A 25,300-nucleotide genomic window follows, 5' to 3' on the forward strand; every position below is an offset into this window, starting at 1 on the left:
AGATTACCAGCAGAAGAGCAAAGCTTTTCCTCGGGGTTACGAAAAGGAAACTTCAGGTTGACGTGCTGTCCGTCACAGGAATGCCCCGTAGTGAACGCGTCGCCGCCCATCTGCGACGGAACAGCGGGGGAGCCCGAGGAACGCCGAAGCGCGGGACACCAGTCGACCGGCGTCCCGCGCTTCGGCAGGCGATCCGGAGGTCAGTCCTCCGTCGTCGCCGAGACGGACGGCGCCGTCTGCTCGGCGGCCACCGTGGACTTCTTCGCGGCGGTCTTCTTCGCCGTCGCCTTCGTGGCCGTGGCCTTCTTCGCCACGGTCTTCTTGGCGACCGTCTTCTTGGCCGCCACGGTCTTGGTGGCGGCCTTCTTCGCCGTCACCTTCTTGGCCGTCTTGCGGGCGGCCGTCTTCTTGGCGGCCGGGGCCTCCGCGTCGACGTCGGCCTCGACGGCCTCCGGCTCGACGGGCTCGGGCTCGGGCTCGGCGACCGGCTCCGACGCGGCCGACGGGACGACCGTGACGGCCGCCTCCTCGGACGCGGTGGGCGCGGTGGCCTTGCGCACGGCACGGCGGCGCGGACGGGCCGGCGCGGCGCTCGCGGCGGGGGCCTCGGCCACCGGCTCGGGCGTCGGCTCGGCCTCGGGCGCGGCCTCGGCGACGGGCGCCTGAGCCGGCTCCGTGACCGTCACCACGGCCTCCTCGGCCGTCCTGGGCGAACCGGCCGGAGCCGACACCTTCCGGGTCGCACGACGGCGCGTACGGCCCTGGGGAGCGGCCTCGGGCTCCGTCACGGCGGCCACGGGAGCCTGGACCGTCTCGGCCGGAGCCTCGGCCACCGGCTCGACGGCCGGCTGCTCGGCGGCCGGCGCCTCGATGACCGGGTCCTCGGCCGCGAACGGCTCGGCCTCGGCTGCCTCACGGGACCAGGCGGCGGCCCGCTCGGCCCGCTCCTCGCGCCTGCTCCGGGGAGCGCGCTCCTCGGCCTTCGGCGCACCCGCCGGGGCGGACGCGCGCCGGGGGGCCCGGCGCCGCGAACGGCCCCGGGTCGCCGCGGCCTCGGCCTCGGCGGCACTGCCGTAGAACTCGTCGTCCGGCTGGAACTCGGTCTCGACGAGCGCGACGGGCTCCGCCACCTCGGCGGCCAGTTCGGCCTCGGTCTCGACCGTCTCCGGCTCATCGGCCGACTCGTGCGTGAACTCGTGCTCGTGCTCGTGGTCGTGGACCTGGTCGGCACCGCCACGGCCGCGCTTCTTGCGCTTGCCGCCGCCACCGATGGACGTCGGCTGCTCCATGTGCACGATGACACCGCGGCCGTTGCAGTGGACGCAGGTCTCGGAGAAGGACTCCAGCAGGCCCTGGCCGACCCGCTTGCGGGTCATCTGCACGAGACCCAGCGAGGTCACCTCGGCCACCTGGTGCTTCGTACGGTCGCGGCCCAGGCATTCGAGCAGGCGCCGCAGCACCAGGTCGCGGTTGGACTCCAGGACCATGTCGATGAAGTCGATGACGACGATGCCGCCCAGGTCGCGCAGCCGCAGCTGGCGCACGATCTCCTCGGCCGCCTCCAGGTTGTTCCTGGTGACGGTCTCCTCGAGGTTGCCGCCCTGACCGGTGAACTTTCCGGTGTTGACGTCGACCACGATCATGGCCTCGGTCTTGTCGATCACCAGCGAACCGCCGCTGGGCAGCCAGACCTTGCGGTCCAGCGCCTTCATCAGCTGCTCGTCGATCCGGTACGTGGCGAAGACGTCGACCTCGGAGGTCCACCTCGACAGCCGGTCGGTCAGGTCGGGCGCCACGTGGGAGACGTAGCCGTGGATGGTCTCCCACGCCTCGTCACCGCTGACGATGACCTTGGTGAAGTCCTCGTTGAAGATGTCGCGGACGACGCGGACGGTCATGTCCGGCTCGCCGTAGAGCAGCGTCGGGGCGTTGCCGCTCTTCGCCTTCTTCTGGATGTCCTCCCACTGCGCCTGCAGACGCTCGACGTCGCGGCTCAGCTCGTCCTCGCTCGCGCCCTCGGCGGCGGTGCGCACGATGACGCCCGCGTCCTCGGGGACGATCTTCTTGAGGATGGTCTTCAGACGCGCGCGCTCGGTGTCGGGCAGCTTGCGGCTGATGCCGGTCATCGAGCCCTCGGGCACGTACACGAGGTAGCGGCCCGGCAGCGAGACCTGGCTGGTCAGACGCGCGCCCTTGTGGCCGATCGGGTCCTTGGTGACCTGCACGAGGACCGACTGGCCGGACTTGAGGGCGGCTTCGATGCGGCGCGGCCCGTTGGACATGCCGAGCGCCTCGAAGTTGACCTCACCGGCGTAGAGCACCGCGTTGCGGCCCTTGCCGATGTCGATGAAGGCCGCCTCCATGGACGGCAGCACGTTCTGGACCTTGCCCAGGTAGACGTTGCCGACGTACGAGGTCGCCTGCTCCTTGTTGACGTAGTGCTCGACGAGCACGTTGTCCTCGAGGACGCCGATCTGGGTGCGCTCGCCGCTCTGGCGGACGACCATCACGCGCTCGACGGCCTCACGGCGGGCCAGGAACTCGGCCTCCGTGATGATCGGAACACGGCGACGGCCCTGCTCGCGGCCCTCACGGCGGCGCTGCTTCTTCGCCTCGAGACGGGTCGAGCCCTTGATGGACTGCACCTCGTCCGAGGGGTGCTCCTCGCGCCTGCCGCGCGGCTCGCGGACCTTGACGACGGTGCGCTCGGGGTCGTTCTCGCCGGCCTCGGCCTCGCCACCGGAGTCACCGGCGCGACGACGACGGCGGCGACGGCGGCGGGAGCTGCTGGAGCCGCCCTGCTCCTCGCGCTCGTCGGCCTCCTCGGCGTCCTCCTCGGCCTGCTCGGCGGTGTCCTCGGCGTCCTGCTCGGCCTGCTCGGCGACGTAGTCGTCCTCGCCGGCCTCACCGTCCGACTCGGCGGACTCGCCACGGCGGCGGCGACGGCCACCGCGACGGCGGCGGCGACGGGAGCCCGCGGACTCCTCCTCGCCCTCGTCACCCTCGACGGCGTCCTCCGCCTCGTCGGCGTCCTCCGCGTCCTCGGTGGACTCCGTGTCCTCGACGGGCTCCTGCGGCTCCTCGGCCACGGTCACCGGCTCGTCCTCGACGGCCCGGCGACGGCGGCGCCGGCGTCCGACGGCCGGCTCCTGGACGGCCTCGACCGGCTCGGGGGTCTCGACGGACTCGGTGGCTTCCTCGGCGGCCTCGGCGGCTGCCGCGGCGGCGGCGCGCTCGGGCGTCTGGAACATCGGCTCGGTGAACACCGGGGCCTGGAACACGGCGACGGCGGGGCGGCCGGGGCGACGCGAGGACTCCTCGGTCTCCTTCGGCGGGGGCGCCGAGAAACCGACGGCGGCCTTGCGGGTGGCGCGGCGGCGGGAGCGGCGCGGGCCGCCCTCGCCGGCGTCGTCGGGCCGCGCGGCCTCGGCCTCGACGGCCTCCGGCTGCGCGCCCTCCTCGGACTTGTTCTCGCTGGTCACGGGCGCCTCCACACGCTCGTCGGCGGTGTCGCCCTCGGGCGCACCGGCGGGGGCGGAGACACGCCGGGTGGCGCGACGACGGGTCGTACGGCGCGGGGCGGCCTCTTCGGCGGCGGGCGCCTCGGCCTCCTCTGCGGCGGGGACGGCCACCGGCTCGGTGGCTGCCGTCACGACCTCGGCGGCCTCGGCCGTGGCGGGCGCGCCGGTGGGCGCGGAGACACGGCGGGTGGCGCGACGGCGGGTACGGCCGGCGGGCGCGGTCTCCTCGACCGCGGCCGGGGCCTCCTCGACGGGCCGGTCCTCGGGCTCGGCGACCGCGGCGGCGGGCACCACGGTCTCGGCGGTCTTGGCGGTCTCGGCCGCCGCGGGCGCACCGGCGGGGGCGGAGACACGGCGGGTGGCACGGCGACGCGTACGGCGCGGTGCGGCGTCGTCGGGCTCGGTGGTGACGGCGGCCTCGGCCTCGGCCGGAGCCTCCTCCGTCTCTTCGGCCGCGGTGACCGCGGCCGTCTCGACAGCCTCGTCGGCCTCGTCGGTCTCCTCGACCTCGTCGTTCACAGAGGTCGCGGTCCGCGCGGAGGCTTCTTCCGCCATGAGGTCGGCGGACGCCACGGCCGGTATGGCCGGCGCGGTGGTCTCGGCCACGGCCTCGGAGGCGGCGGCCGGCGGACCGGCGGGGCGCGACGCCGCACGGCGGCGGCGCCGCGGAGGCAGGGTGTCGCTGGGAGTGTTGTTGTTGTCGGAACCCTCAGTGGGTTCGGTCGGCTCGAGCATGCGGGTGGATCTCCCGTCAGGCTCCCGGGCGCCGCGCCTGGTCCGGCAATGCCGGTGACGTCCGCGGCTCGCGCGATGCGCGGTGCCGCCGTCCGGGGCGCGGGCGCCGCACGGGAGCTCTCTGTGTCCTGTCTCACCGGTTCCGTACGCCATGTGTGCGTACGGCCTGGCGAAAGTCTTCTGGTCGGTGCGCTGCCCGACCCAGGTGGCTCCCGGATACGAGGGCGGCGCTACGACATCTGTCCTTCGCGGGACCTTCCTTACGCCGACGCCTTCGCGGCGGCAGTTTCGGCGGCCCCCGCACGATCGGCTGGGGCGGCTGCGACTGCCTCGCGGTCGGGCGCGAGCGGGTCGGTCACCGTGCCGGTCTCTTCATCGAACAGCCCCTGCGCCAGCCTGGTCACCGCTGGGGCGACCGGCGGCGCCAGGTCGGCCACGGCGCGAAGACCGGACAGGACGTCGTCGGGTCGAACGGCAGGCGTCACGTGCCGAACAACCAGCCGCAGTATCGCACAGGGCTGGTCGGTCGGCCTATCAGCCTGTGGACTGTGCGTCTCGGAAGCCGTCTCAAGGCTTGCGACGGCACCGCGGGCATCGAACGTCCGCATGCCGTTCTTGGCCTTGCGGCTGACCTCGACGGTCTCGGCCGCGTTGAAGGCCTCCACCGCGCGCTCCGCGTCCGCCGGGTCCACGCCGTCGAGGCGCAGCTCCCAGATGGAAGCGGTGAGCCGCTCGGCGAGACCCGAGACGTGGGCCTCGACCGCCTCGATGATGTCGAGACCCTGGGGCATCGACTCGTCGAGGAGCTCTCTCAGCTTCTCGGGGTCGCGCTTGTCGGTGAGCGCGATCTCCAGGTACTCCGCCTCGCTGCCGGTGCCGGTGGGTGCGGCATTGGCGTACGACACCTTCGGGTGCGGCGTGAACCCCGCCGAGTACGCCATGGGTACGGCGGCACGGCGCAGGGCACGCTCGAAGGCGCGCTGGAAGTCACGGTGGCTGGTGAACCGGAGGCGGCCGCGCTTGGTGTAGCGCAGTCGGATGCGCTGCACCGCGGGTGCGGGCGGCGGGCCTTCGGGCTGTCGCTTGCCCAGTGTCGCTCAGTCCTTCATGAGTGCGGTCGTACTGCTACCTAGAGTACGTGTCTCACCGGCCGGTGGTTCCCGCCGGGCGACCGGCTCCGGTTCCGGGGGCGCCCCGAAGAGCATCCGCCGGAAGTCGGCGCGGGCCTGCCGGGCGCTGTCCCGGGCGGTGTCCAGCGCCTGCCGGGCCGCCCGCCGGACACCGCGCGCCATCTCGGCCGCGGGCTTCAGCACCAGGTCGCGCACGACGTGCCCGGCCGGCGTCAGCACGGTCCGGTAGGCCCAGCGCGCCGGTTCCACGAAGGTCCACCGGAAGAGACACGCGAGGAACCGTCCGACGGCGAGCGAGATGTGCCCGGCGACCCGCCACGCGTGCCCGAGTGCCTCGCCGATCTCCCGGGCGACGACGGCGAGGGCCCGGCCGGCCGGCACGAGGATCCAGCGCCACACCGCGAGCGCGGGCAGCACCAGCAGCACGCGCGCCGTCCGGTGGAGCGCGGCGCCGATGCCCACGAAGACCATCCGGACGATCCACGCGAGCCCCCCGGCCAGCAGGGCGATCACCCTGCCGACGGGCGTGAGGACCCAGGCGTGGAACCACAGAGCCGGTACGACGAGCAGGTACCGCGCCAGCCAGGCCACGACGGTGTACACCCCGACCCCGACGGCCGCGAGGACCAGCCCGATCCCCTTGAGCAGCCGGCTGACGGATCGTCCGACAGGCGTGAGCAGCCGCACGTACACCCGGTCGAGCACGGTCACGACACCGCGGGCGATCCAGGTGACCACGACCGCGACGCCCGTGAACAGCAGGGCGAGCCCGGCGCCGATCCCCCGGGCCGCCCAGGCGACGGCGTGACCGAGCGGGGTGAGGACCGTGCGGTACAGCCACACCGCGGGCACGACGAGCAGCGCCCGCCCGAGCAGGGCCAGCGCTCCGCCGACCGGCAGGACGGCGTACCGCCACAGCGCCACCCAGGGCCAGACGAACAGCGCCCGCGCCACCCAGCCGAGCGCCCGCCCGAGCGCTCGGCCCAGCGGCCGCAGCAGGGTGTCCCGAAGAAACCTTCCGCCGACGACGAGCGTGTCCCACACCATCCGTACCGGCACGACGAGGACGAGCACCACGATCCGCACCGGAACGCGGATCGCTACGGCAAGACATCCCGCGGGCTGTGTGGCGGGCCGGCCGGCGGACGGCTTTTCCAGATCCATACCCGCGTAGACGCACCGGCCGCCGCGATGGATGCGACCCGTCGGCACCCGATGGGACGGCCGCCCGTCACACCCGCCGGCCCCGCCGCCTCATCTCTTGGCGGCCCTGCCCGCGCGGGACGCCTTCGGCCCGCCGGGCACGGAGGCCGGGGGCGGGACCGTGGCGAGGCGCTGGACCGAGAACTCGCGGTTGATGCCGGTCTGGCGCCGGACGGCCTCGGGCAGGTCGGGCAGGGCCAGCAGCCGGTCGCAGGCCTGGACCGAGCCGGCGTGGTCGCCCACCCAGTACGCGGTGATCGAGTACTCGAAGAGCAGACCCCAGCGGTACACCCAGCCCCTGGTGAAGAGCAGGTCGTCGGGTTCGGGCCGGTCGAGGGCGGCAACGAGCAGGGCGTGCGCGGTGTGGTGACGGCCCTGGACCCGCAGCCGGGAGGCCAGTTCGTAACAGGCTTCGAGCCGTTGCGGACGCGCCTCCCAGGCCCGGGAGAACGCGTCCATCGCCCCCGGCCAGTCCCCGGCCCTGTCGGCCTTGAGGAGACCGGCCTCCAGGAGCGAGCAGTAGACCTCCTCCGGCCAGCCGCCCATCGCCGCGCGCCGCTCGTACAGCGCGATCGCCTCCTCGGCGTGCCCGAGGTCGCGTTCGGTGTTGGCGAGGTAGAAGACCGTGCGGGTGTTGGCGGGGTCGCGCTCCAGCTCGCCCCGCAGCAGGCGGGCGTCGCGTTCGAACTTGTCGGCGCGGCAGCCGCCGTCGGCGTGGTCCTCGATCACCAGCGCGTCCAGGTTCTCCTGGACGTCGGGCTCTTCGGCGCACGGGTACTCGTGGGTGACGCCCTCGTAGCGCCAGGTCCGGTCGCCGCGCATCAGGTGCTTGAAGCGGTGCTGGATGCCCGGGGTGTCGTAGCGCAGCATGTACGAGGTCGCCGTCAGCCGGGGCAGCGGGGCGTCCTGGCGCAGGACGTGGTCGGCGTCGACGGTGAGGAGGAAGTCGGCCTTGCCGCGGGCGTGCTGGATGTTCCGGGTGCGGTTGTGGCCGAAGTCGACCCAGGCGTCCTCGTGGAGCTCGCCCGGGATGCCGGCGAGCGCCGTGCGGATCAGGTCCTGGGTGCCGTCCGTCGAGCCGGTGTCGGAGATCACCCATGTGTCGATCAGGTGGCGGACCGAGCCGAGGCAGCGTTCGATGACCCGCGACTCGTTCTTGACGATCATGCAGAGGCAGATGGTCTGCGGCTTCACGGCGGACAATGTGGCACATGCCGGGCGCCCGGGATCGCGAGGCGCGGGCCTGGGAGGCGAACAGCGCCTGATTGGCCGAAGGTGCCTCCAACTTCGAACCAATGGCGGGTAATTACCCCATCAGGTCGCCTTCAATTGGTCTGATTTGATGATATAGGGCGCGTTTCGACGCAATAGGATGATCTGATCGGCATTGGCGGGTCAAGCTCGCGATCGGCTTCGGGGAATTCCCCACCGATCGATCAAGGAGCACCCCGCATGAATCCTGAGTCCAGGACCGCCCGCTTGCTGGGCCCGCCGGGCCGCGGCCGGTTCAAGAGGGCCGGCGTGGTCGCCTCGCTGGCGCTGGTGACGGCGTCGGGAGTGGTCGGCCCCGCGGCCCCGGCGAGCCGAAGCGTGTCCGATCGCACGACGGAGGCGGCGGGCGGTGGCGACCGATGCAGGCCGCGCCACCAGGAGGTCCAGACCCTCCCGGGCGAAGCCGCCGACGGCAGGTTGTGCAGGGGCCCGCGGGGTCCGAGGGGCGCCACCGGTGCGACCGGGCCCACCGGGCCTCAGGGGCAGACCGGCGTGACCGGAGCCACCGGAGCCACCGGAGCCACCGGCCCGCAGGGTGAAACCGGCGCGACGGGCCCGACGGGCCCCTGCGTCGGCATCGACGCCGACCAGGCCTCGGAGGATTTCGAGATCCGTGTCGCGCTGAGCGGCGGAAGGACGTACGCGGGCATCCGTGACCAGCGGACCGGCGAGAAGCAGGACTTCCTGTGGACCGACCTCAGTGGCCGTCCCGACTATCCCGCGGGCGGCGCGGCCGGCCTGCCCTGCGACGTCTCCGTCAACGCGCACAACCGGAACACCACGGTGAAGCGCATCAAGTTCGACGTCATCACCACCACGGGCCAGATCTGGGAAGCCGCCTGCGTCGCGTTCACCACCACCCGCCCCGCGACGCTGAACTGCGCCGACCGTACGGGCCATCCCAAGCCCTGGATCCTGGTCACCCGCCAGCCGACACCCGACGCCCTCAACGGCGGCGTATGACCATCGGCTCTCCGCCACCGGTTCCCCGTACGGCCCGTGCGCCCCGTACCTGAACGGGCCGGACCACCGCCACGCGGACGGGGTGTCCGACGGGTCGGCACCCGACCCCCAGGACACCCCGTGCGACGGACGGCCGCCGGGTCAGACCTCGGTCCAGTCCCCCACGTAGAACAGCTCCAGCTGGCCGTACGGTTCGTCGATGTTCGACAGTTCCTCGGCCAGGCTGTGCAGCACCGTCACGGACCGCACGAAACCGTGCACGTCCGCGCGGAGGAACGAGTGGGCCTCCGTGAACACGAAGGCGATGAGCCACGGGCGGTCCTCACCGCGCTGCTGGAGGAGGTCGCGCAGCGCGTCCCAGTTGTCGGCGTACTCCTGCGGCTTGACCAACGCCCGGCCCAGCGCGGACTTGAGCTGCCGCTCCTCGCGCACCGTCGCCAGGTCGATCTCCAGTACGGAGAAGCCCGACCGTTCCAGTTCCTCCACCAGGAGGCCCTGCCGTTCCTCACCCACGAAATAGGGGTCGAGCGGCAGCCAGGGCAGCCGTTCCTCGACGTCCACCCAAGCGTCAAGCATCTCGTCCTCGGTACTCACCAAGTCCCCCGCACGCAGTCTTTTGATGATCGCCGGATGAGTACACCACACGCGGCTCGGCCGGGATCCGGTTGTCCGTCCACGAGCACGACACCCCGCTCATCCGGGACCGGGTGACGCCATCCGCCGGGTGGGCCGCTGGACGGCACCAGCCGGAGCCGGCGGCGGGATTCGAACCCGCGTCGCTCTCCGTACAAGGAGAAGCAGCCGCGGCCTTCGCACCTGAACGACGCCCACACCAGCGTCGGCCGGCGGTTCGGGCATCCGAGTCGAAGCGCGCCCGGACCGGGTGAACCCGCCGTCCCGGCCGGACCGGCCGGGACGCGGGCGAACGCGACCGCGTCCTCGGCACCCCGGCGCGGTCCGCGTCCTCGTCAGCGGGCCTTCCCGACGGTTCTAGGCGGCGGTGCCGCCCGCGTAGTCGCTGTTGAAGGTGGTCTCGATGGTGGTGGCGACGGATTGGGCCACGCCGGTGCCGGTGAGGATGAGGCCCAGTTCCCGGTTGTTGCTCAGCGAGTTGCTGCTGATGTTCATGGAACCTGCCTCCACCTCCTGGGTGGACAGGCCGTAGTCGGCGACCATCGCCTTGGCGTGGATGTAGAAGCCGTTGGGGTCGGAGTATCCGACGACGGTGCCGCCGGCCGCCTTGATCGCGGACACCTGGCTGGAGTAGCTGGAGGGGCTCTCCAGGACCACCCGTACGGCGACGCCCGCCTTCGCCCTGGCCACGATGGCGTTGACCACCGTGCTGTCGCTGAACTCCAGTTCCTCGACGTCGAGCGTCTTGGTGGCGCTGTTGATCACGGACACCAGGCGGCTGCGGGAGTCGGTGGGCGACCAGAGCAGATGGTCACCGTCGGTCGGGGTGATCGCGGTGCCGGCGTAGTCCGCGTTGAAGACCTTCTCGATCGCGGCGACGTCGCGGCTGTCGTCGTCGAAAACGCCGTAGTCACGCCCGGTCGGGTAGTACTGGGAGGTGAGGTTGCCGGTGAGGATCAGTGACTTCGTGCCGTCCACCGTGATGGTCTTCTGGTGAGTGTAGACGAAGGTGGACGACGACCAGGCCACTCCCGCGCCCGCGCTCGTCAGGGAGTTGTACGCGGACTGGTTGGCGGACTTGTGCGCGCTGTCCAGGATCACCCGCACCGTGACGCCCTTGTTCTCCAGGGCTATGAGGTCGTTGACGGCCGTGGTGTCCTCAAGCTCGTACATCGTCATGTCGAGCGACGTGGTGGCCGAGTTGATGAAGCCGTAGATCGTGGGCTGGCTGCTGCTCTGCGAGAAGGCGAACGCCGTGTAGCTCGCGGCGTTCGCGGGGACGGCGGTGGCGAGCACGGCGGCGCCTGCTGCCAGCGTGACACCGGCGCGGCCGAAGACCTTCCACAACATGCGTGACTCCTAGTCGAGTTGACGCCCACCCGGGGGACTGTGGGCGTGTGCATGACACCACGCGCGTAGACTGCCGAGGAAGAGAAGGTGGGTGAACGCGCAGTTACCGGTCCGCCGAACCGGCGGACAAAGGGGACTCCGCGCAGCTGGAAAGCGGTTCATGCGATCCCCGCGCGATCGCAAAATCTTCGTAGCGAGCCCTGAGAAGCACCCGAGTCCGCCCAGGGAGAGCCCCGGCCGCAGCGCCTCGACGCGGGCCCGCGGGGCAGGGAACCGTCCACCACGGCGCCCGCGTCACCAGGACTCGGCCGGCGCTACCAGGCGTCTCTCCCGCGGGGCGCGTGCGTCTCCCAGCGCCACCAGAAGAAGGCCATGAAGAACACGAGGGCTCCGACCGGCATCCAGAGGAGCAGGAGGAGTGCGGACGGCCGCCGGCCGGTCACGAGCAGGACGGCGAAGAGAGCGGCCGTCACCAGCCATGTCCTCACGGCCGCGGCCGGCGCCTTGCTGACGGAGCGTGTCCGCCCCGCCCGTCGCCGGAGGGCGTGCTCGACCACCGGCATACGCTCCCACGTGCGCCCGCCGTACCGGGTGCCGATCTCCCGGAGCGCGGCCATTTCCGCGCGCAGCCTTCCCCCTTGCAGCTGGTTCACCTGGGGGAGCGAACGACGCCGGCCGCTCATCGTGCCGACGAACGCTCCGTCTCTCGCCGCCCGCGGAGGTCGCCGTACATCGAGTTCGTAGATCTCGCTCCAGGGGATACGACGAACGCGGAAGACACCGTGGAGGGCGACGCCGCTCGCGTCGACCCGGGTGAAAGCCCGCCGGAGATAGAGCAGCGCCCAGGCCAATCCGCCGAGCGTCATGACGAGGCAACCGACACCGAGCCACCGGGCCAGAGGATCGTTCTTCTGCAAGCTCCGTGCCACGTAGAACACCACGGGGACAAGAGGCACACACAACCGGCCCAGCTCTCCCGGTGACTGACGACGCCTCCGGTACTCCCTCACCGGTTCGGCCCCTCCCACAAACCCCTCCCTGAAGACGTGACCCCTCAACTGCGGAACATCCCCCAGAGGCCACCGTCGAGGGATGGTCACACAGGCCCCAGCCCTGTGACCAGCCTGTTTCACCGCCCGTCGGCCTGACGCCGGACGGTGCTGCGCGCTTCAGGGAGGCGATCGCGGCGACAGCAGCCGGGCAGGGAGCGCCCGACTGCCTCACTCAAGGTGCGCCGTGCCGGATATCTACCAGACTTGAATTCATGGCAGAAGAGCGTCGGCCACGCGCCAGGAAATCCTCGACGACAGCCGCTCGCCGCACACCGTCCGTGCGTGGAGCCGGACATGCCGCGCGTGCTGCCTGCCGGAGCCTGGAAGGTCTGATCGGCCATCCCACGGAGGGTGTGTCAGCGGTGCGGCGCGAGGACGACGGTTGGTGTGTCGTCGTGGACGTCCTTGAACTGCCCCGGATTCCGGACACGACGAGCCTGCTCGCGTCGTACGAGGTGCGGCTCGACCAGGACGGCGAACTCATGGAGTACCGCAGGGTCCGCCGCTATCGGCGGGGATCCGCCGACGAGTGAGCAGTGACTCAGGTTTGCCCGACAACCGGAAGGACGCCCCATGCCTGCGACCACCTACTCCGACGAGGTAGTGGCGTGCCCACCGCGCGCCGGCACGTTGTACGACGTGCTCGAACTCATCCTTGACCGGGGCATGGTGATCGACGTGTTCGTCCGGGTGTCCCTGGTCGGCATCGAGATCCTCAAGATAGACGCGCGCATCGTGATAGCGAGTGTCGACACGTACCTGCGATTCGCGGAAGCGTGCAACCGGCTCGACCTGGAACGCGACTCCGGCAGCACCACCATCCCCGAGCTGCTCAGCGGTGGTGCCGCCAAGTCCATCGGCAAACGCAAGGTGCGCAAGGCCGCGGAGGGTGTCGGTGACACCGTTCGCAAGGTGATCGGCGGCGGTGACGACGACTCCGACGAGCCTGACGAGGACGACGAAGAACAGCAGGAACGGCCGAGGAAGCGGCGCGCTCCGGCGCGAAGCGGTACGAGCCGACGACGACGGCCCGCGGAGGCGTGAGTCATGACAGCCGATGGTGTCTACGTCTACGCGATCATCCGGGCGGGAAGGCCGCTGCCGGCGGACGCACGGGGTGTGGGCAGCCCGGCGGCCCCCTTGCGGGAGATCCGGCAGGGGCGGGTCGCCGCCGTCGTCAGTGAGGCTCCCCCCAACCTCCGCGCCAGGCGCCGCGACCTGCTCGCTCACCAGGATCTGCTGATGCGCCTGTCGGAACAGGGCCCGGTACTGCCGATGCGGTTCGGAATGGTCGCAGCCGACGACGAAACGGTGCGCGACCAGCTGACGGCCCGCGAGGCGGACCATATGACCGCGCTGGAACACCTTGCCGGCGGGGTCGAGGTCAACATCAAGGCGCTTCCGGCGCAGGACGCGCTGGCCGGCGTTGTCGCGGAGGACAAGAAGGTCCGCCGACTGCGGGACGAAGCGCGTCGACGGCCTGGCTACGAAGCCAGCCTCCAACTGGGCCAGGCCATCGCGGCGGCTCTGGAGAGCAGGGCCGCCGAAGCCGGCCGGCGGGTTCTCCGAGAGCTCGCACCCAAGGCCCGCGCGGTGGCCTCGGGACCCGAAGTCCAGGGATGCGTGCTCAACGTGTCGTTCCTCCTCGATCGCGACGACAGCGATGACTTCCGAAAGGCGGCAGAGCGATTCGCCCGCACGAACCGCGACCGTGTGGAGCTGCGCCTCTCGGGTCCGCTGCCTTGCTACAGCTTCGTCTCAGCCGAGGGCACGCCCGTCCGAACCGCTGGGGTCTGACATGGGACTGATCACCGGACTGCTCACCCTGCCCCTCGCACCGGTCCGCGGTGTCGTCTGGGTGGCGGAAAAGCTCAATGACGCCGCCGAGCGCGAGTTGCACGACCCAGCGGTGCTCCGTACCCAGTTGGCCGTCCTGAACAGGGAATTCGAGGACGGAGACATCAACCTGGAGGAGTTCGAACGAGAAGAAGAACGGTTGCTCGACCGGCTGCACGCCGCACGGGCCTGTTCCGCGCCGAACGATCGAAGGTGACGCAGTCATGGATGACAAAGAAAAGGTAGCTCTCGCGGCCGCTGTAGTGGGTGGTTACGTACTGGGCCGCACGAAGAAGGGCCGGCTGGCCCTGTCCATCGCGACCTATCTGGCGGGCCGACGGTTCGGCCTTGAACCCCGTCAGCTCGCCGCCGAAGGGATGCGCAGGCTGGGGGAGATTCCGCAGGTCGCCGAGTTGCAGGAGCAGCTGACGGGCGAAGTCCTGGACGCGGCCCGGCAGGCGATGACTGCCGCCGCCGACCGGGGCATGAGCACGCTTGCCGACGCCATCAGCGACCGTACGGCCCTGGTCGGAGGGAAGGCGGACGAAGAGGGAGAGGAGGAAGAGGAGGAAGAGGAGTACGCCCCGGAGGAGTACGAGGAAGACGAAGAGCCGGAGGCCGAGTACGACGAGGACGAGGAAGGGGAGGAAGGGGAGGAGGAGCAGCCGGAAGACGAGTACGAGGACGAGGAAGAGCCGGAGGAGGAAGAGGAAGAGGAAGAGAAGGAACAGGGGGAGGAAGAGGAAGAGGAGCCGGAGGAGACGCGACCGCAGCGGCGCCGCGGTTCGCGATCGGGTCGGTCCCGCGGGGCTTCCGCACCGGCACGGGAGAAGGCTGCTCCCACCCGCGGCGAGAGGTCCCGGACGGCCAAGAAGGCCACGGCGCGCAAGACCGCACCGGCGAAGAAGACCGCTGAGAAGAAGGCCGCCCCGGGCAGGAAGACCGCCGCCGGGAAGACCGCGCCGGCGAAGAAGACGGCAGCGAAGAAAACCGCTCCGGCCAAGAAGACCGCGGCGAAGAAGACCGCCCCCGGCAAGAAGACCGCCGCCGGGAAGACCGCGCCGGCGAAGAAGACGGCAGCGAAGAAAACCGCTCCGGCCAAGAAGACCGCGGCCAGGAAGACGGCATCGTCGAAGCGAGCCGCGTCCAAGCGCGCCGATCGTCGGAGGTAGGCAGCCATGACCAAGACGGAACAAGACGAAGCCTCCGAGAAAACATCGGGCGCGGGACAGCTCCGTGAAGAGCTGTCCAAGTTCCTGTCCACGCAAATGGAGAATCTCGCGGAGAAGGCCGGCGACAAACTGACCGACATCACCGGTCAGCTCACGGACGCGGCCCAGAACGGCGGCTCACTCCCCGCGATCGGATCCCGCATCCTGCAGGGCGACTCACCGTTGAAGGCATTCGTTTCGGAGAAGGCCAAGGGCGTCAAGGACAACGTCGTGGGAAAGGCCAAGGAAGCCCTCGGCGGGGGGAAGGGGAAACGCAAGGCCAGCGGCGGCAAGGTCATGAACATCGTCGAGGTTCTCGACGTGGGAGTGCCCCTGCGAGACACGTACGACTACTGGACGCAGTACGACCAGTTCAGCAGCTTCGCGAAGGGCGTTCGCGACGTTTCGAAGAGCGATGAGACCGGGAGCGACTGGAAAGTCAAAGTCGGCCCTTCGACGCGCAGTTTCAAAGCGACCGTCCAGGAACAGATTCCTGACGATCGCATCGTCTGGACCTCCGAAGGGGCCAAGGGCACCACCCGCGGCGCGGTCAGCTTCCATGAACTGTCGCCCACCCTGACCCGAATCGTCCTGGTCGTGGAGTACTACCCGTCCGGATTTTTCGAGAAGACGGGAAACCTCTGGCGGGCGCAGGGACGCCGCATGCGACTGGACTTCAAGAACTTCCAGCGGTACGTCACCCTCACCAGCGAGGAGCCCGACGGCTGGCGCGGCGAAATCCGTGACGGAGAAGTCGTCGTGTCCCATGAGGACGCTGTGGAGGAGGAAGAGGCCGAGCAGGAGGAACTGGAGGGCGACGAGGGCGAGGCCGAGAGCGAAGACGATGCCGAGGACGGCGCCGACTCCGCATACGAGGACGAGGACGAAGAGGCCCCGGAGGCCGAGGACGAGTACGCGGATGAGGACGAGGACGAGGACGAGGAGGGAGCCGAAGACCAGGACGCAGACGCAGACGCAGATACAGACGAGGACGAGGACGCTCCCAAGAAGAGGAGAGGCAAGAGGAAGCGCCGTGTCTGACATTGACTTCAGACAAGGTGCCTACCCTGTCCCCGGACCTCAGACGACCAACCTCGCCGACATCCTCGAACGCGTTCTCGACAAAGGGATCGTGATCGCCGGAGATATCAAAATCGATCTCCTCGACATCGAACTTCTCACCATTCGCCTCCGTCTGTTCGTGGCATCCGTGGACACCGCGAAAAAGGCCGGAATCGACTGGTGGGAAAACGATCCGGCACTCAGCTCACACGCTTCCCGAAACGCTTTGCAGGACGAGAACCGCGAATTGCGTGAGCGGCTGAAGGAGCTCGAATCCGAGACACCGGAGAAACAGCCTCAGTGATTCCCGAAGGCAGCGCGGAACAAGGCAGCGAGGAACAAGGAGAACCGAGGTATGACGGAGCGCGACCCCGAGCCTTCGGACGCCAGCACCACCTACGTGTTCGCTGTCTGCTGGAACCCGGACCTGTCGGCCGTCGCCGGGCTGCCGGGAGTGAGCGACGAGGCGCCCGTGGGAACGCTGTCGCTGGGGACACTGACAGCGATCGTCCAGACGGTCCGAGCCGGCGACTTCACTGACGAAGCCTGGCAGGCGCGTCTGTCCGACCAGCAGGAACTGGAGCGATACGCACGCGCGCACCACGACGTCGTCTCAGCGGTCGCCGCCTGCTGTCCTACGGTTCCCCTGCCGATGGCCACTCTGTATCACGGTGCGGAGAGGGCGAGGGAGGCGCTGGCCAACGAGGCCGACCGGTTCCACGCCGCCCTCAAGCGCATCGCGCACCACGCCGAATGGGGCGTGAAGGTCTACGCGCCGCCCTCCTCGGGGGACGAGACGGGCCGGACCGCGGCCCGACCCGTCACACCGGCCGACCGATCGCGCCCCGCACCCGGAGCCGGCCTCGCCTACCTGAACCTCAAACGGGGAGCTCAGGAGCGCCGCGAGCGGAGCCAGAACGAGGCGTTGCGGACCGCGGAGGCCGTGGATACCGAAGTCCGTGGACTCGCCACGGCGTCCCGCAGACTGCGGCCGCATCCCCAGCCCTCCGGGGACCGCCGGGTCCAGGTCCTCAACGCGACGTACCTGGTGGCGGAACACCGCGCCGAGGAGCTCGCCCGCCTGACCCGGACGCTGCGGGAACGCACCGGGGCACAGATCGAGCTGTCAGGGCCGTGGGTGCCCTATTCATTCGTCGGCGAGGTGTAGACGGTGACGCACGAGGTGGTGCCATGGGACAGCCCCGGGCCGCTCAGCGGACCCATCGGGGTGCCGCTCGTCGACCTGTTGGACCGTGTGCTGGCAACCGGCGTCGTCATCAGCGGTGACCTGGTCATCGCCATCGCTGACGTTCCGCTGGTACGCCTGTCGCTTCACGCCCTGCTCTCATCCGTGAACGAACGCGTCCCCGCTCCCTGGGCGGACGGCGGCCCGCTGTGACCGGCTCCCGACTCGACCTGGACTCCGACCAGATGGGACGCGACCTCGTCGCCCTGGTACTCACCGTGGTCGAACTCCTCCGGCAGTTGATGGAGCGCCAGGCGATTCGCCGCATCGAGCAGGGCGACCTCAGCGATGAGCAGGTCGACGAGATCGGGACCACGCTGATGCTGCTCGACCAGCGGATGACCGAACTCTGCGAGCAGCACGGAGTGCGTCCGGAGGACCTCAATCTGGACCTCGGGCCTCTTGGGTCACTTCTGCCTCGAAGCTGAAGGTGTTCGGGCAGGCGAGCACATCGGGATCGCGCCTTCGGCCGGCCTGGTCAGACAGAGGGCGGGACACGCAGGGCGAGCAGAGCCGTGTCGTCGCTGGCCCAGCCTCCGTGCAGGGCGTTCAGCGTGCCGCTGATGTGGTCGATGGTCGCGGCGGCATCCATGCCGTGGGTGTCCGCCAGGGTGCCGGCGAGTTCGTCCTCGCCGAACTCGGGTCGCACTCGATCCGGTGCGGTGCCGGGGCGGGGGCGCGCCTCGCAGGCGCCGTCGGTGTAGAGCAGGAGCGCATCGCCGGGCGAGAGACGGAAGCGGACATCGGTGTGGCTCACCTCCTTCAGGACGCCCAGCAGCGTCCCTGGCTCACCGAGTTCGCAGACCCGCCCGTCCGCGCGTCGGACCAGGGCCGGCGGATGTCCTGCCAGGCTGATCCGGCCCGCCAGGCCGGCAGCGGTGAGGCGGAAGGACGTGTAGACGGCGGTGAGGAATCGCGGGGCGCGTTGGGCGAGCATGGCGGTGTTCAGGCGGCCCAACAGGTCCGCCGGCGAGGCGGTGCCGCCGGCGTCAGCCCGAATGGTGTAGCGGGCCATGGCAGTGACCTGCGCAGCCTGTACGCCCTTGCCGCACACGTCTCCCAGGACTGCGCCGTAGAAGGGGCCACGGGTGTGGAAGAGATCGTAGAAGTCGCCGCCCACTTCGATGTCGCTGCGGGCCAGCCCGGAGGCCGGCAGGTAGGAAGCCGCCGCGTCCAGGCCGGGCACGGGCCGCAGCGCGGGGGGCAGCATGCCCTGCTGGAGGGTGTGGGCGAGCTCGGCGGAGACCTGGTGCGCCTTCTGGGAGGCGGCCAGGGACTGGCGCAGGTGGATTTCGGCCGATACCGAGCGGGCCAAGGTGGCCAGGGTCGCCAGGTCTGCCTCACTCCACTCGCGCGGGAGGTCATCGATGACGCAGAAGCTGCCCAGCACCTGGCCGTCCGGTGAGAGCAGGGGATAGCCGGCCCAGGCGCCGATGCCCATCGACTCGACGGAAGGATGCTCGCGGGTGCGAGCGTCAGCGGCGGCGTCGTCCACGATGAAGGGGTCGCCGGCCAGACCGACGAGGAAGTAACAGAAGCTTTCGCGTACCGGGTTCTGGCGGTCGGCGATGGCTGTGGCATCGACTCCGACGCATGACTTCCAGAACGAGCGGTCCGCGTCCACCAGGGTGACGAATGCGCGTCCCACCCCGGTCACCCTGGCCGCCAGCACCGCCAGGTCCTCGAAGACCTCTTCCGGTCCGGTGTCCAGCAGCGCGGTCGCCTCCACCGCCGCCACGCGCGACGGATCCGACAGCGCGGCGGGTAGGCCGTCTGCCCTCAGTCCCCCGGCGAAGTCGACCCCGCCTGCCACGCGTCCGTCCTTCCCTGAACCTGATCCGGTCCCGAGGAAGCCACATCGACTTCCTGCAGGTCAGTGTCGCAAATGGGAGGGGAAAAGCAGTCGCGGCCAGTCCTGAGACCGACGCACGGGCGGCGAGTCGCAGCGGTCAACGGCGGGACAAGAATCACCTGGGCCGGCTGAAAAGCCCCGATCGGGGCACTCGGGTCTGTGCGGCACCAATGGGTACCGCTCCCCGAAGGAAAGAGAAACCCGTGTACATAGGCCTGGGTACCGTCGTCCTCATCATCGTCGTCGTCGCCGTCGTCATGATGCTGCGCCGCCGCTGACACACGCCCCCGCCCGCAGGTCGTGTGTGAGACCCCTGGACGGGCGGCGCGCCCCTTTGGCCCGCCGCTCCGGGAGACGGTCTGTGAGGCACCTCCGGGGCCCGGCGGCGGAGCGCGGGACGAGGCCGGCCGACGGCACGGGAGGGCGAGGACACGAAGCGCCTCCCGCAGCCGGCGCGGCGGCGACCTCGTCCTCGCTCGCCCCCGGCGGAGCGCCGATCACCGATCGAGCACGCTGCGACCGCGGCCCGGCCGAGATCCACCGATGAGTTCCGCCGACTGCGCCGGTCTACCAGGACGTACGCCATCGAGCCACCGACTGGAGACCCGCCATGACCGATCCCGCACACCCCGGCCGCATGCTGTTCGTGAACATGCCCGTCGCGAACCTGGAGCGCAGCAAGGCGTTCTTCACTGAGCTCGGGTTCGGCTTCAACCCGAAGTTCACCGACGAGACCGCCGCCTGCATGCTGGTCGGCGAGCACGCCTTCGTCATGCTGCTCAGCCGCGAGAAGTTCGCGGAGTTCGCGAAACTGCCGATGGCCGATCCCACCACGCACACGCTGGCGCTGTACTGCTTCAGCGTGTCATCCCGTGACGAGGTCGATACGGTCAGCGCCGCCGCGCTCGCGGCGGGCGGCTCCGAGGCGGACGGCGCCGAAGACTACGGCTTCATGTACTCGCGCAGCTTCTTCGACCTCGACGGCCACGGCTGGCAGGTCATGTGGATGGACCCGGCGGCGGCGGAGCAGGGCCCCGAGGCGTTCGCGGCCTCGGTGCAGGACGCCGACGCCTCGGTCTGACCCACCGCGTTCCGCACGCGCGCCGTCGGCCTGCGGCCGGCTACGCCGGCGGCGCCGACGAGCGAGGGGGCGAAGCGACGACCGCAACCGGTGCCGCAGCCTCCTCCTCGCTCACCCCCGCCGACGCCGCGATCACCCGATCGAGTGCCCGCTCCCGTCAGTGGGTGTGACCACTCGCGGCGGGCGTCGTACCCGCGTTCTTGACCGTCAGAGGCAGCAGCTTCTTGCCGGTCGGGCCGATCTGGATGCTGGTGTCCATCTGCGGACACACGCCGCAGTCGAAGCACGGGGTCCAGCGGCAGTCCTCGACCTCGGTTTCGTCGAGGGAGTCCTGCCAGTCCTCCCAGAGCCAGTCCTTGTCGAGGCCCGAGTCGAGGTGGTCCCAGGGCAGGACCTCCTCGTAGGTGCGCTCGCGGGTGGTGTACCAGTCGACGTCCACGCCGAAGGCGGGGAGGGTCTTGTCGGCGCAGCGCATCCAGCGCTGGTACGAGAAGTGCTCGCGCCAGCCGTCGAAGCGGCCGCCGTCCTCGTAGACGGCGCGGATGACGGAGCCGATGCGCCGGTCGCCCCGGGAGAGGAGGCCCTCGACGATGCCGGGCTTGCCGTCGTGGTAGCGGAAGCCGATCGAACGGCCGTACTTCTTGTCGCCGCGGATCTTGTCACGGAGCTTCGTGAGGCGGGCGTCCGTGTCCTCGGCGGAGAGCTGCGGCGCCCACTGGAAGGGGGTGTGGGGCTTGGGGACGAAACCGCCGATGGACACCGTGCAGCGGATGTCGTTCTGGCCGGAGACCTTGCGGCCCTCGGCGATCACGTTCATCGCCATGTCGGCGATCTGCATGACGTCATCGTCCGTCTCCGTCGGCAGGCCGCACATGAAGTACAGCTTCACCTGGCGCCAGCCGTTGCCGTAGGCGGTGGAGACGGTCCGGATGAGGTCCTCTTCCGAGACCATCTTGTTGATGACCCTGCGCATGCGCTCGGAGCCGCCCTCGGGGGCGAAGGTCAGGCCCGAGCGCCGGCCGTTGCGGGTCAGTTCGTTGGCCAGGTCGACGTTGAAGGCGTCCACGCGGGTGGAGGGGAGGGAGAGGCCGATCTTGTCTTCCTCGTACCGGTCGGCCAGGCCCTTGGCGATGTCGCCGATCTCCGAGTGGTCGGCGGAGGACAGGGAGAGCAGGCCGACCTCCTCGAAGCCCGTCGCTTTCAGGCCCTTCTCCACCATCTCGCCGATGCCCGTGATGGAGCGCTCGCGCACCGGGCGGGTGATCATGCCCGCCTGGCAGAAGCGGCAGCCGCGCGTGCAGCCGCGGAAGATCTCCACCGACATGCGCTCGTGGACGGTCTCCGCGAGGGGCACCAGGGGCTGCTTCGGGTAGGGCCACTCGTCGAGGTCCATGACGGTGTGCTTGGACACGCGCCACGGGACGCCCGACTTGTTCGGGACCACGCGGGCGATCCGGCCGTCGGGGAGGTACTCGACGTCGTAGAAGGCCGGGATGTAGACGTTGCCCGTCTTCGCCAGACGGAAGAGGACCTCTTCGCGGCCTCCGGGGCGGCCCTCCGCCTTCCAGGCGCGGATGATCTCCGTCATGTCGAGCACGGCCTGCTCGCCGTCGCCGATGATCGCCGCGTCGATGAAGTCGGCGATCGGCTCGGGGTTGAAGGCCGCGTGACCGCCGGCCAGCACGATCGGGTCGTCGAGCGTGCGGTCCTTGGACTCCAGCGGGATGCCCGCCAGGTCGAGGGCGGTCAGCATGTTCGTGTAGCCCAGCTCCGTGGAGAAGGACAGGCCGAACACGTCGAAGGCCTTCACCGGGCGGTGGCTGTCCACCGTGAACTGCGGGACCCGGTGCTCGCGCATCAGCTCCTCGAGGTCCGGCCAGACGCTGTACGTGCGCTCGGCGAGGACGCCCTCGCGCTCGTTCAGTACCTCGTAGAGGATCATGACGCCCTGGTTGGGCAGGCCGACCTCGTAGGCGTCGGGGTACATGAGCGCCCAGCGGACGTCACAGGTGTCCCAGGGCTTGACCGTGGAATTGAGCTCTCCGCCGACGTACTGGATCGGCTTCTGCACATGCGGGAGCAGAGCTTCGAGCTGTGGGAAGACCGACACGGCGGTTTCGGCAGGCATCTCGCGAACCTTCGTGAGCTGATGGGGGGTGACCATCTAGCGTAACGCGACCGGAGGGACCCGCCGCACCGCCGGACGCACATCGGGCCTCCACCGCCGCCCGGCCCCGGCGGCACCGTCGGGCCCGTGAGCCCTCACAGACCATGGGGCCCCGTCAGACCGCCGCCTGTGCCTCGATCGCCTCCCAGGCCCCCGGCAGCGCCGCCTCGGCCGCCGCCGCGCGCTGTTCCTCGCGGCCGTAGAGCACCCCGTAGGTGAACGAGGTCTCCCCCGCCGCGTAGGCCAGGGCCGCCAGTTCCCGCAGGGCCTCGCGGGTCATCACGCTGTCCTGGTGGTCGCCGAGCAGGCTCTGCAGGGACTTCATCGACTTGACCAGGCCGGCGGCCGGTCCGCCCAGGGCGGGGGCCGCGGCCTCGGCCGCGTAGCGGGTGCGCTTGGCCTTCTTGCGGGCTTCGTGCATCACGTGGTCGCGGTCGGCGCCCGGCGGCCGGTCGAGGGCCTCTACGACGAGGTCGGAGACCTTGCCGAAGTCCTTGCGGACGGCTTTCGCGATCACCTTCGCGGGGTCGCCCGCGGCCGCCTTGAGCAGGGGCGGGTCGGTGACGAGCGCGTCGAGCGCGGTCAGCAGCGCCATGTAGCGCTTCCCGTCCAGGACGGCGATCAGGCGGCGCCGGGAGCCGCCGTGGCGGGCGTGCGCCCAGGTGCGCAGCCGGGTGCGGACCGGGCCGGAGAGCAGGGTGCGGGGCAGCCGGCCGAGGGCCTCGGTGAGCCGCTCGGTGAGGACTTCCTGGTCGCGGTCGACGCCGAGCTCGCCGGCCAGCCATTTCAGCTCGTCGCCGATCGGGTCGGTGACGGCGCGGTCGAGGATCTTCCCGTACGACCGGAAGGTGCTGCGCATCCGGCGGGTGGCGACGCGCATGCTGTGCACGGAGTCGTGGACGTCGCGGCGGACGGCCGGATCGAGTTCGACCATGGCGTCGTACTGGGCGCGGAGGTAGGCGAGGACGTGGTCGCCCGCGGTGACCGGCTCCTTCCCGGGAGCGGGTTTCTTGGCGCGCTTCCCGGTCTCGGCCAGCGCCTTCGCCAGTTTGGAGGACGAGGCGGAGCGGCTCAGACCGGCCTTGCGGAGTTTCTTCTCGACCTTGTCGAGGAAGGCGGGGTCGCCGTCGTCCGCGAGTTCCACCTCGATCTCGGTCCATACGGCGGTGCCCTCGCCCCCGCTGAGCCGCTCCGCGCGGACCCGGTCGAGGCTGACCTCGGCGAGCAGGGCGCCGGAGCCGTCGACGAGGTGGCGGATGTCGCGGGCCGACCGCAGGCGTACGAGGGGGACGAGCTCGGCGTCGCGCACGCGGGAGCGGACGAGGCCCGACAGCGCGCGGGGCACGGTGTCGGAGAGGGGGGCCTGGATCTCGTCGCGTACGCCCTCGGAGACGGGGAGTTTGAGGTGCCAGCCGGCGTCTGCGCCACCGGTGCGGCGGCGCAGGGTGAGGGAGGCGGCGGCGAGGCGCTGGTCGGACGTGTCGTAGTAGGTCGCGTCGAGTTCGGCGACGCCCTTGTCGACGACCCCGGCGACTCCGGGGACACCGCTCAGGTCCGGCAGGTCGGTGCCGCCCTCGACCGCGGGACCTTCGTACTTGCGCTCGATTTCACGCTTCGTGTCCGCCATGACCCGAATCTAGACGCGTTTGCGGGCCGTGGGCAGTACCCGATCGGCCCCGGCTTGGCCGGAGGCGGCCTTTTCCCGTTGGACCGGGTGTCACCTCGTGTTCTCCGAGGCGGCACCCGGCCTTCGGCGGGCCGGGCCTGGGCTAGGCCGACATCGGGCGTTGCACTCTGATCGACTGCAGGAGGCCGATCGCCACCCAGACCGCGAACATGGAGGATCCTCCATAGGACACGAACGGGAGGGGCAGACCGGCGACCGGCATGATGCCCAGGGTCATGCCGATGTTCTCGAAGGCCTGGAAGGCGAACCAGGCGATGATCCCGGCGGCGACGATCGTGCCGTACAGCTCGGTCGTCTCGCGGGCGATGCGGCAGGCGCGCCACAGGACCACGCCGAGGAGCAGCAGGATCAGGCCCGCGCCCACGAAGCCCAGTTCCTCGCCGGCGACCGTGAAGACGAAGTCGGTCTGCTGCTCGGGCACGAACTGGCCGGTCGTCTGCGAGCCGTGGCCGAGGCCGGTGCCGAAGAGGCCGCCGGAGCCGATGGCGATACGGGCCTGGTTGGTGTTGTAGCCGACGCCGGCCGGGTCCAGGTCGGGGTTGGCGAAGGCCGCGAAGCGGTTGATCTGGTACTCGTCGAGGATGTGCAGCCGCCAGACGGCGACCGCGCCGAGGGTGCCCGCGCCGATGAGGCCGAACACCCAGCGGTTGGAGGCGCCGGAGGAGACCAGCACACCGAGCACGATGACGACCGCGACCATGATCGTGCCGAGGTCGGGCATCAGCATCACGATCATCATCGGGACGGCCGCGAGGCCCAGCGCCTGCACCACCGTGCGGTGGTCCGGGTACGGCTTGTCGCCCGCGTCCACCCGGCTCGCCAGCAGCATCGCCATGCCCAGGATGATCGTGATCTTGATGAACTCGGCGGGCTGGAGTGACAGGCCGCCCGCGACGAGCCAGTTGCGCTGGCCGTTGATCGTCGCGCCGAGCGGGGTCAGTACCAGCAGGATCATGAAGACCGAGAACCCGTACAGGATCGGCACGGCCGTGCGCAGGGTGCGGTGGCCGAGCCAGATCGTGCCGATCATCAGGCCGATGCCGATGCCGGTGTTCATCAGATGGCGGATGAGGAAGTAGTACGGGTCGCCCTGGTTGATCTCGGTGCGGTTGCGGGTCGCCGAGTAGACGAGGGCCGAGCCGATCACCGAGAGCGCGACGGCCGACAGCAGTATCGGCCAGTCGAGCCGGCGGGTGAGCGAGTCGCGGGCGAACAGACGTGTCCAGCCCGCGCGCTCGGGTCCGTACCCGGAGACGGAGAAGTTGTTGGCTCCGGTCATGTCAGGATCCTCAGCACCTT

Annotated in this window: 23 protein-coding genes; 12 read left to right on the forward strand and 11 right to left on the reverse strand. The window is 70.3% G+C overall.

The window, feature by feature from the left end:
• Window positions 1–200: 200 nt before the first annotated feature.
• The 4 genes from ACZ6KY_RS30515 to ACZ6KY_RS30530 all read right to left on the reverse strand — a co-directional run bounded on the left by ACZ6KY_RS30515 (window position 201) and on the right by ACZ6KY_RS30530 (window position 7,783).
• Entirely contained in the window at window positions 201–4,256 is a 4,056-nt protein-coding gene (locus ACZ6KY_RS30515; protein ID WP_469313487.1) for an Rne/Rng family ribonuclease, read from the reverse strand.
• A 260-nt stretch (window positions 4,257–4,516) separates the two neighbouring features.
• Window positions 4,517–5,305 (reverse strand): TIGR03936 family radical SAM-associated protein, encoded by a 789-nt coding sequence (locus tag ACZ6KY_RS30520; RefSeq protein ID WP_469313488.1) that lies wholly within the window; start codon window positions 5,303–5,305, stop codon window positions 4,517–4,519.
• Window positions 5,306–5,353: 48 nt separating this feature from the next.
• Complete coding sequence (locus ACZ6KY_RS30525) at window positions 5,354–6,550, reverse strand: hypothetical protein (RefSeq protein WP_469313489.1); 1,197 nt, start codon at window positions 6,548–6,550, stop codon at window positions 5,354–5,356.
• A 90-nt stretch (window positions 6,551–6,640) separates the two neighbouring features.
• Window positions 6,641–7,783, reverse strand: coding sequence for a tetratricopeptide repeat protein (locus tag ACZ6KY_RS30530; RefSeq protein WP_469313490.1), 1,143 nt, complete (start codon window positions 7,781–7,783; stop codon window positions 6,641–6,643).
• 258 nt (window positions 7,784–8,041) lie between these two features.
• On the opposite strand from ACZ6KY_RS30530, the gene ACZ6KY_RS30535 reads away from it, so the two are divergent.
• Entirely contained in the window at window positions 8,042–8,824 is a 783-nt protein-coding gene (locus ACZ6KY_RS30535; protein WP_469313491.1) for a hypothetical protein, read from the forward strand.
• 141 nt (window positions 8,825–8,965) lie between these two features.
• On the opposite strand, the gene ACZ6KY_RS30540 is transcribed toward ACZ6KY_RS30535, so the two are convergent.
• The 3 genes from ACZ6KY_RS30540 to ACZ6KY_RS30550 all read right to left on the reverse strand — a co-directional run bounded on the left by ACZ6KY_RS30540 (window position 8,966) and on the right by ACZ6KY_RS30550 (window position 11,736).
• On the reverse strand, window positions 8,966–9,400 hold the full coding sequence (locus ACZ6KY_RS30540; protein ID WP_469313492.1) for a barstar family protein: 435 nt from the start codon (window positions 9,398–9,400) through the stop codon (window positions 8,966–8,968).
• A 414-nt stretch (window positions 9,401–9,814) separates the two neighbouring features.
• Window positions 9,815–10,807, reverse strand: a complete 993-nt coding sequence (locus tag ACZ6KY_RS30545) for a phospholipase D-like domain-containing protein (RefSeq protein WP_469313493.1) — start codon at window positions 10,805–10,807, stop codon at window positions 9,815–9,817.
• Between the two features lie 314 nt (window positions 10,808–11,121).
• Complete coding sequence (locus tag ACZ6KY_RS30550; RefSeq protein ID WP_469313494.1) at window positions 11,122–11,736, reverse strand: PH domain-containing protein; 615 nt, start codon at window positions 11,734–11,736, stop codon at window positions 11,122–11,124.
• Between the two features lie 335 nt (window positions 11,737–12,071).
• Between ACZ6KY_RS30550 and ACZ6KY_RS30555 the strand changes: the two genes are divergently transcribed.
• The 10 genes from ACZ6KY_RS30555 to ACZ6KY_RS30600 are packed head-to-tail and all read left to right on the forward strand — an operon-like array spanning window position 12,072 to window position 17,642.
• The gene (locus ACZ6KY_RS30555; protein WP_469313495.1) at window positions 12,072–12,392 is read left to right on the forward strand and encodes a gas vesicle protein GvpO; all 321 of its coding nucleotides are present in this window, start codon (window positions 12,072–12,074) and stop codon (window positions 12,390–12,392) included.
• Window positions 12,393–12,432: 40 nt separating this feature from the next.
• Window positions 12,433–12,903 (forward strand): gas vesicle protein GvpJ, encoded by a 471-nt coding sequence (gene gvpJ / locus ACZ6KY_RS30560; RefSeq protein ID WP_469313496.1) that lies wholly within the window; start codon window positions 12,433–12,435, stop codon window positions 12,901–12,903.
• A 3-nt stretch (window positions 12,904–12,906) separates the two neighbouring features.
• Window positions 12,907–13,656, forward strand: coding sequence for a GvpL/GvpF family gas vesicle protein (locus ACZ6KY_RS30565; RefSeq protein WP_469313497.1), 750 nt, complete (start codon window positions 12,907–12,909; stop codon window positions 13,654–13,656).
• 1 nt (window position 13,657) lies between these two features.
• Complete coding sequence (locus tag ACZ6KY_RS30570; protein ID WP_469313498.1) at window positions 13,658–13,912, forward strand: gas vesicle protein GvpG; 255 nt, start codon at window positions 13,658–13,660, stop codon at window positions 13,910–13,912.
• Between the two features lie 7 nt (window positions 13,913–13,919).
• Window positions 13,920–14,867, forward strand: coding sequence for a histone protein (locus ACZ6KY_RS30575; protein WP_469313499.1), 948 nt, complete (start codon window positions 13,920–13,922; stop codon window positions 14,865–14,867).
• A 6-nt stretch (window positions 14,868–14,873) separates the two neighbouring features.
• Window positions 14,874–15,947 (forward strand): SRPBCC family protein, encoded by a 1,074-nt coding sequence (locus ACZ6KY_RS30580; RefSeq protein WP_469313500.1) that lies wholly within the window; start codon window positions 14,874–14,876, stop codon window positions 15,945–15,947.
• On the forward strand, window positions 15,940–16,272 hold the full coding sequence (locus ACZ6KY_RS30585; protein ID WP_469313501.1) for a gas vesicle protein: 333 nt from the start codon (window positions 15,940–15,942) through the stop codon (window positions 16,270–16,272). The genes ACZ6KY_RS30580 and ACZ6KY_RS30585 overlap by 8 nt, the downstream gene beginning before the upstream one ends.
• 51 nt (window positions 16,273–16,323) lie before the next feature.
• A complete protein-coding gene (locus ACZ6KY_RS30590; RefSeq protein WP_469313502.1) occupies window positions 16,324–17,136 on the forward strand; it encodes a GvpL/GvpF family gas vesicle protein in 813 nt (270 codons plus the stop codon).
• Between the two features lie 3 nt (window positions 17,137–17,139).
• A complete protein-coding gene (locus ACZ6KY_RS30595) occupies window positions 17,140–17,367 on the forward strand; it encodes a gas vesicle protein (RefSeq protein ID WP_469313503.1) in 228 nt (75 codons plus the stop codon).
• Window positions 17,364–17,642 (forward strand): gas vesicle protein K, encoded by a 279-nt coding sequence (locus tag ACZ6KY_RS30600; protein ID WP_469313504.1) that lies wholly within the window; start codon window positions 17,364–17,366, stop codon window positions 17,640–17,642. Before ACZ6KY_RS30595 ends, ACZ6KY_RS30600 begins: the two co-directional genes overlap by 4 nt.
• Window positions 17,643–17,692: 50 nt before the next feature.
• Here ACZ6KY_RS30600 and ACZ6KY_RS30605 read toward each other — a convergent pair whose 3' ends face one another.
• The gene (locus ACZ6KY_RS30605) at window positions 17,693–19,027 is read right to left on the reverse strand and encodes a PP2C family protein-serine/threonine phosphatase (protein ID WP_469313505.1); all 1,335 of its coding nucleotides are present in this window, start codon (window positions 19,025–19,027) and stop codon (window positions 17,693–17,695) included.
• Window positions 19,028–19,676: 649 nt separating this feature from the next.
• On the opposite strand from ACZ6KY_RS30605, the gene ACZ6KY_RS30610 reads away from it, so the two are divergent.
• Window positions 19,677–20,147 (forward strand): VOC family protein, encoded by a 471-nt coding sequence (locus ACZ6KY_RS30610; protein WP_469313506.1) that lies wholly within the window; start codon window positions 19,677–19,679, stop codon window positions 20,145–20,147.
• 157 nt (window positions 20,148–20,304) lie between these two features.
• On the opposite strand, the gene ACZ6KY_RS30615 is transcribed toward ACZ6KY_RS30610, so the two are convergent.
• The 3 genes from ACZ6KY_RS30615 to rodA all read right to left on the reverse strand — a co-directional run bounded on the left by ACZ6KY_RS30615 (window position 20,305) and on the right by rodA (window position 25,280).
• Window positions 20,305–22,275 (reverse strand): TIGR03960 family B12-binding radical SAM protein, encoded by a 1,971-nt coding sequence (locus ACZ6KY_RS30615; protein ID WP_469313507.1) that lies wholly within the window; start codon window positions 22,273–22,275, stop codon window positions 20,305–20,307.
• Between the two features lie 154 nt (window positions 22,276–22,429).
• Window positions 22,430–23,941 (reverse strand): CYTH and CHAD domain-containing protein, encoded by a 1,512-nt coding sequence (locus tag ACZ6KY_RS30620; RefSeq protein ID WP_469313508.1) that lies wholly within the window; start codon window positions 23,939–23,941, stop codon window positions 22,430–22,432.
• Between the two features lie 142 nt (window positions 23,942–24,083).
• Window positions 24,084–25,280, reverse strand: a complete 1,197-nt coding sequence (rodA, locus tag ACZ6KY_RS30625; protein WP_469313509.1) for a rod shape-determining protein RodA — start codon at window positions 25,278–25,280, stop codon at window positions 24,084–24,086.
• Window positions 25,281–25,300: the final 20 nt, after the last annotated feature.

It is taken from the genome of Streptomyces sp. NPDC042002, assembly GCF_055588305.1.

Coding starts and splice junctions, on each gene's coding strand:
- ACZ6KY_RS30570 (WP_469313498.1), top strand. CDS start 13,658: ATGGGACTGATCACCGGACTGCTCACCCTGCCCCTCGCACCGGTCCGC.
- ACZ6KY_RS30555 (WP_469313495.1), top strand. CDS start 12,072: ATGGCAGAAGAGCGTCGGCCACGCGCCAGGAAATCCTCGACGACAGCC.
- ACZ6KY_RS30535 (WP_469313491.1), top strand. CDS start 8,042: ATGAATCCTGAGTCCAGGACCGCCCGCTTGCTGGGCCCGCCGGGCCGC.
- gvpJ (WP_469313496.1), top strand. CDS start 12,433: ATGCCTGCGACCACCTACTCCGACGAGGTAGTGGCGTGCCCACCGCGC.
- ACZ6KY_RS30515 (WP_469313487.1), bottom strand. CDS start 4,256: ATGCTCGAGCCGACCGAACCCACTGAGGGTTCCGACAACAACAACACT.
- ACZ6KY_RS30545 (WP_469313493.1), bottom strand. CDS start 10,807: ATGTTGTGGAAGGTCTTCGGCCGCGCCGGTGTCACGCTGGCAGCAGGC.
- ACZ6KY_RS30575 (WP_469313499.1), top strand. CDS start 13,920: ATGGATGACAAAGAAAAGGTAGCTCTCGCGGCCGCTGTAGTGGGTGGT.
- ACZ6KY_RS30590 (WP_469313502.1), top strand. CDS start 16,324: ATGACGGAGCGCGACCCCGAGCCTTCGGACGCCAGCACCACCTACGTG.
- rodA (WP_469313509.1), bottom strand. CDS start 25,280: ATGACCGGAGCCAACAACTTCTCCGTCTCCGGGTACGGACCCGAGCGC.
- ACZ6KY_RS30580 (WP_469313500.1), top strand. CDS start 14,874: ATGACCAAGACGGAACAAGACGAAGCCTCCGAGAAAACATCGGGCGCG.
- ACZ6KY_RS30615 (WP_469313507.1), bottom strand. CDS start 22,275: ATGCCTGCCGAAACCGCCGTGTCGGTCTTCCCACAGCTCGAAGCTCTG.
- ACZ6KY_RS30525 (WP_469313489.1), bottom strand. CDS start 6,550: ATGGATCTGGAAAAGCCGTCCGCCGGCCGGCCCGCCACACAGCCCGCG.
- ACZ6KY_RS30610 (WP_469313506.1), top strand. CDS start 19,677: ATGACCGATCCCGCACACCCCGGCCGCATGCTGTTCGTGAACATGCCC.
- ACZ6KY_RS30565 (WP_469313497.1), top strand. CDS start 12,907: ATGACAGCCGATGGTGTCTACGTCTACGCGATCATCCGGGCGGGAAGG.
- ACZ6KY_RS30620 (WP_469313508.1), bottom strand. CDS start 23,941: ATGGCGGACACGAAGCGTGAAATCGAGCGCAAGTACGAAGGTCCCGCG.
- ACZ6KY_RS30540 (WP_469313492.1), bottom strand. CDS start 9,400: ATGCTTGACGCTTGGGTGGACGTCGAGGAACGGCTGCCCTGGCTGCCG.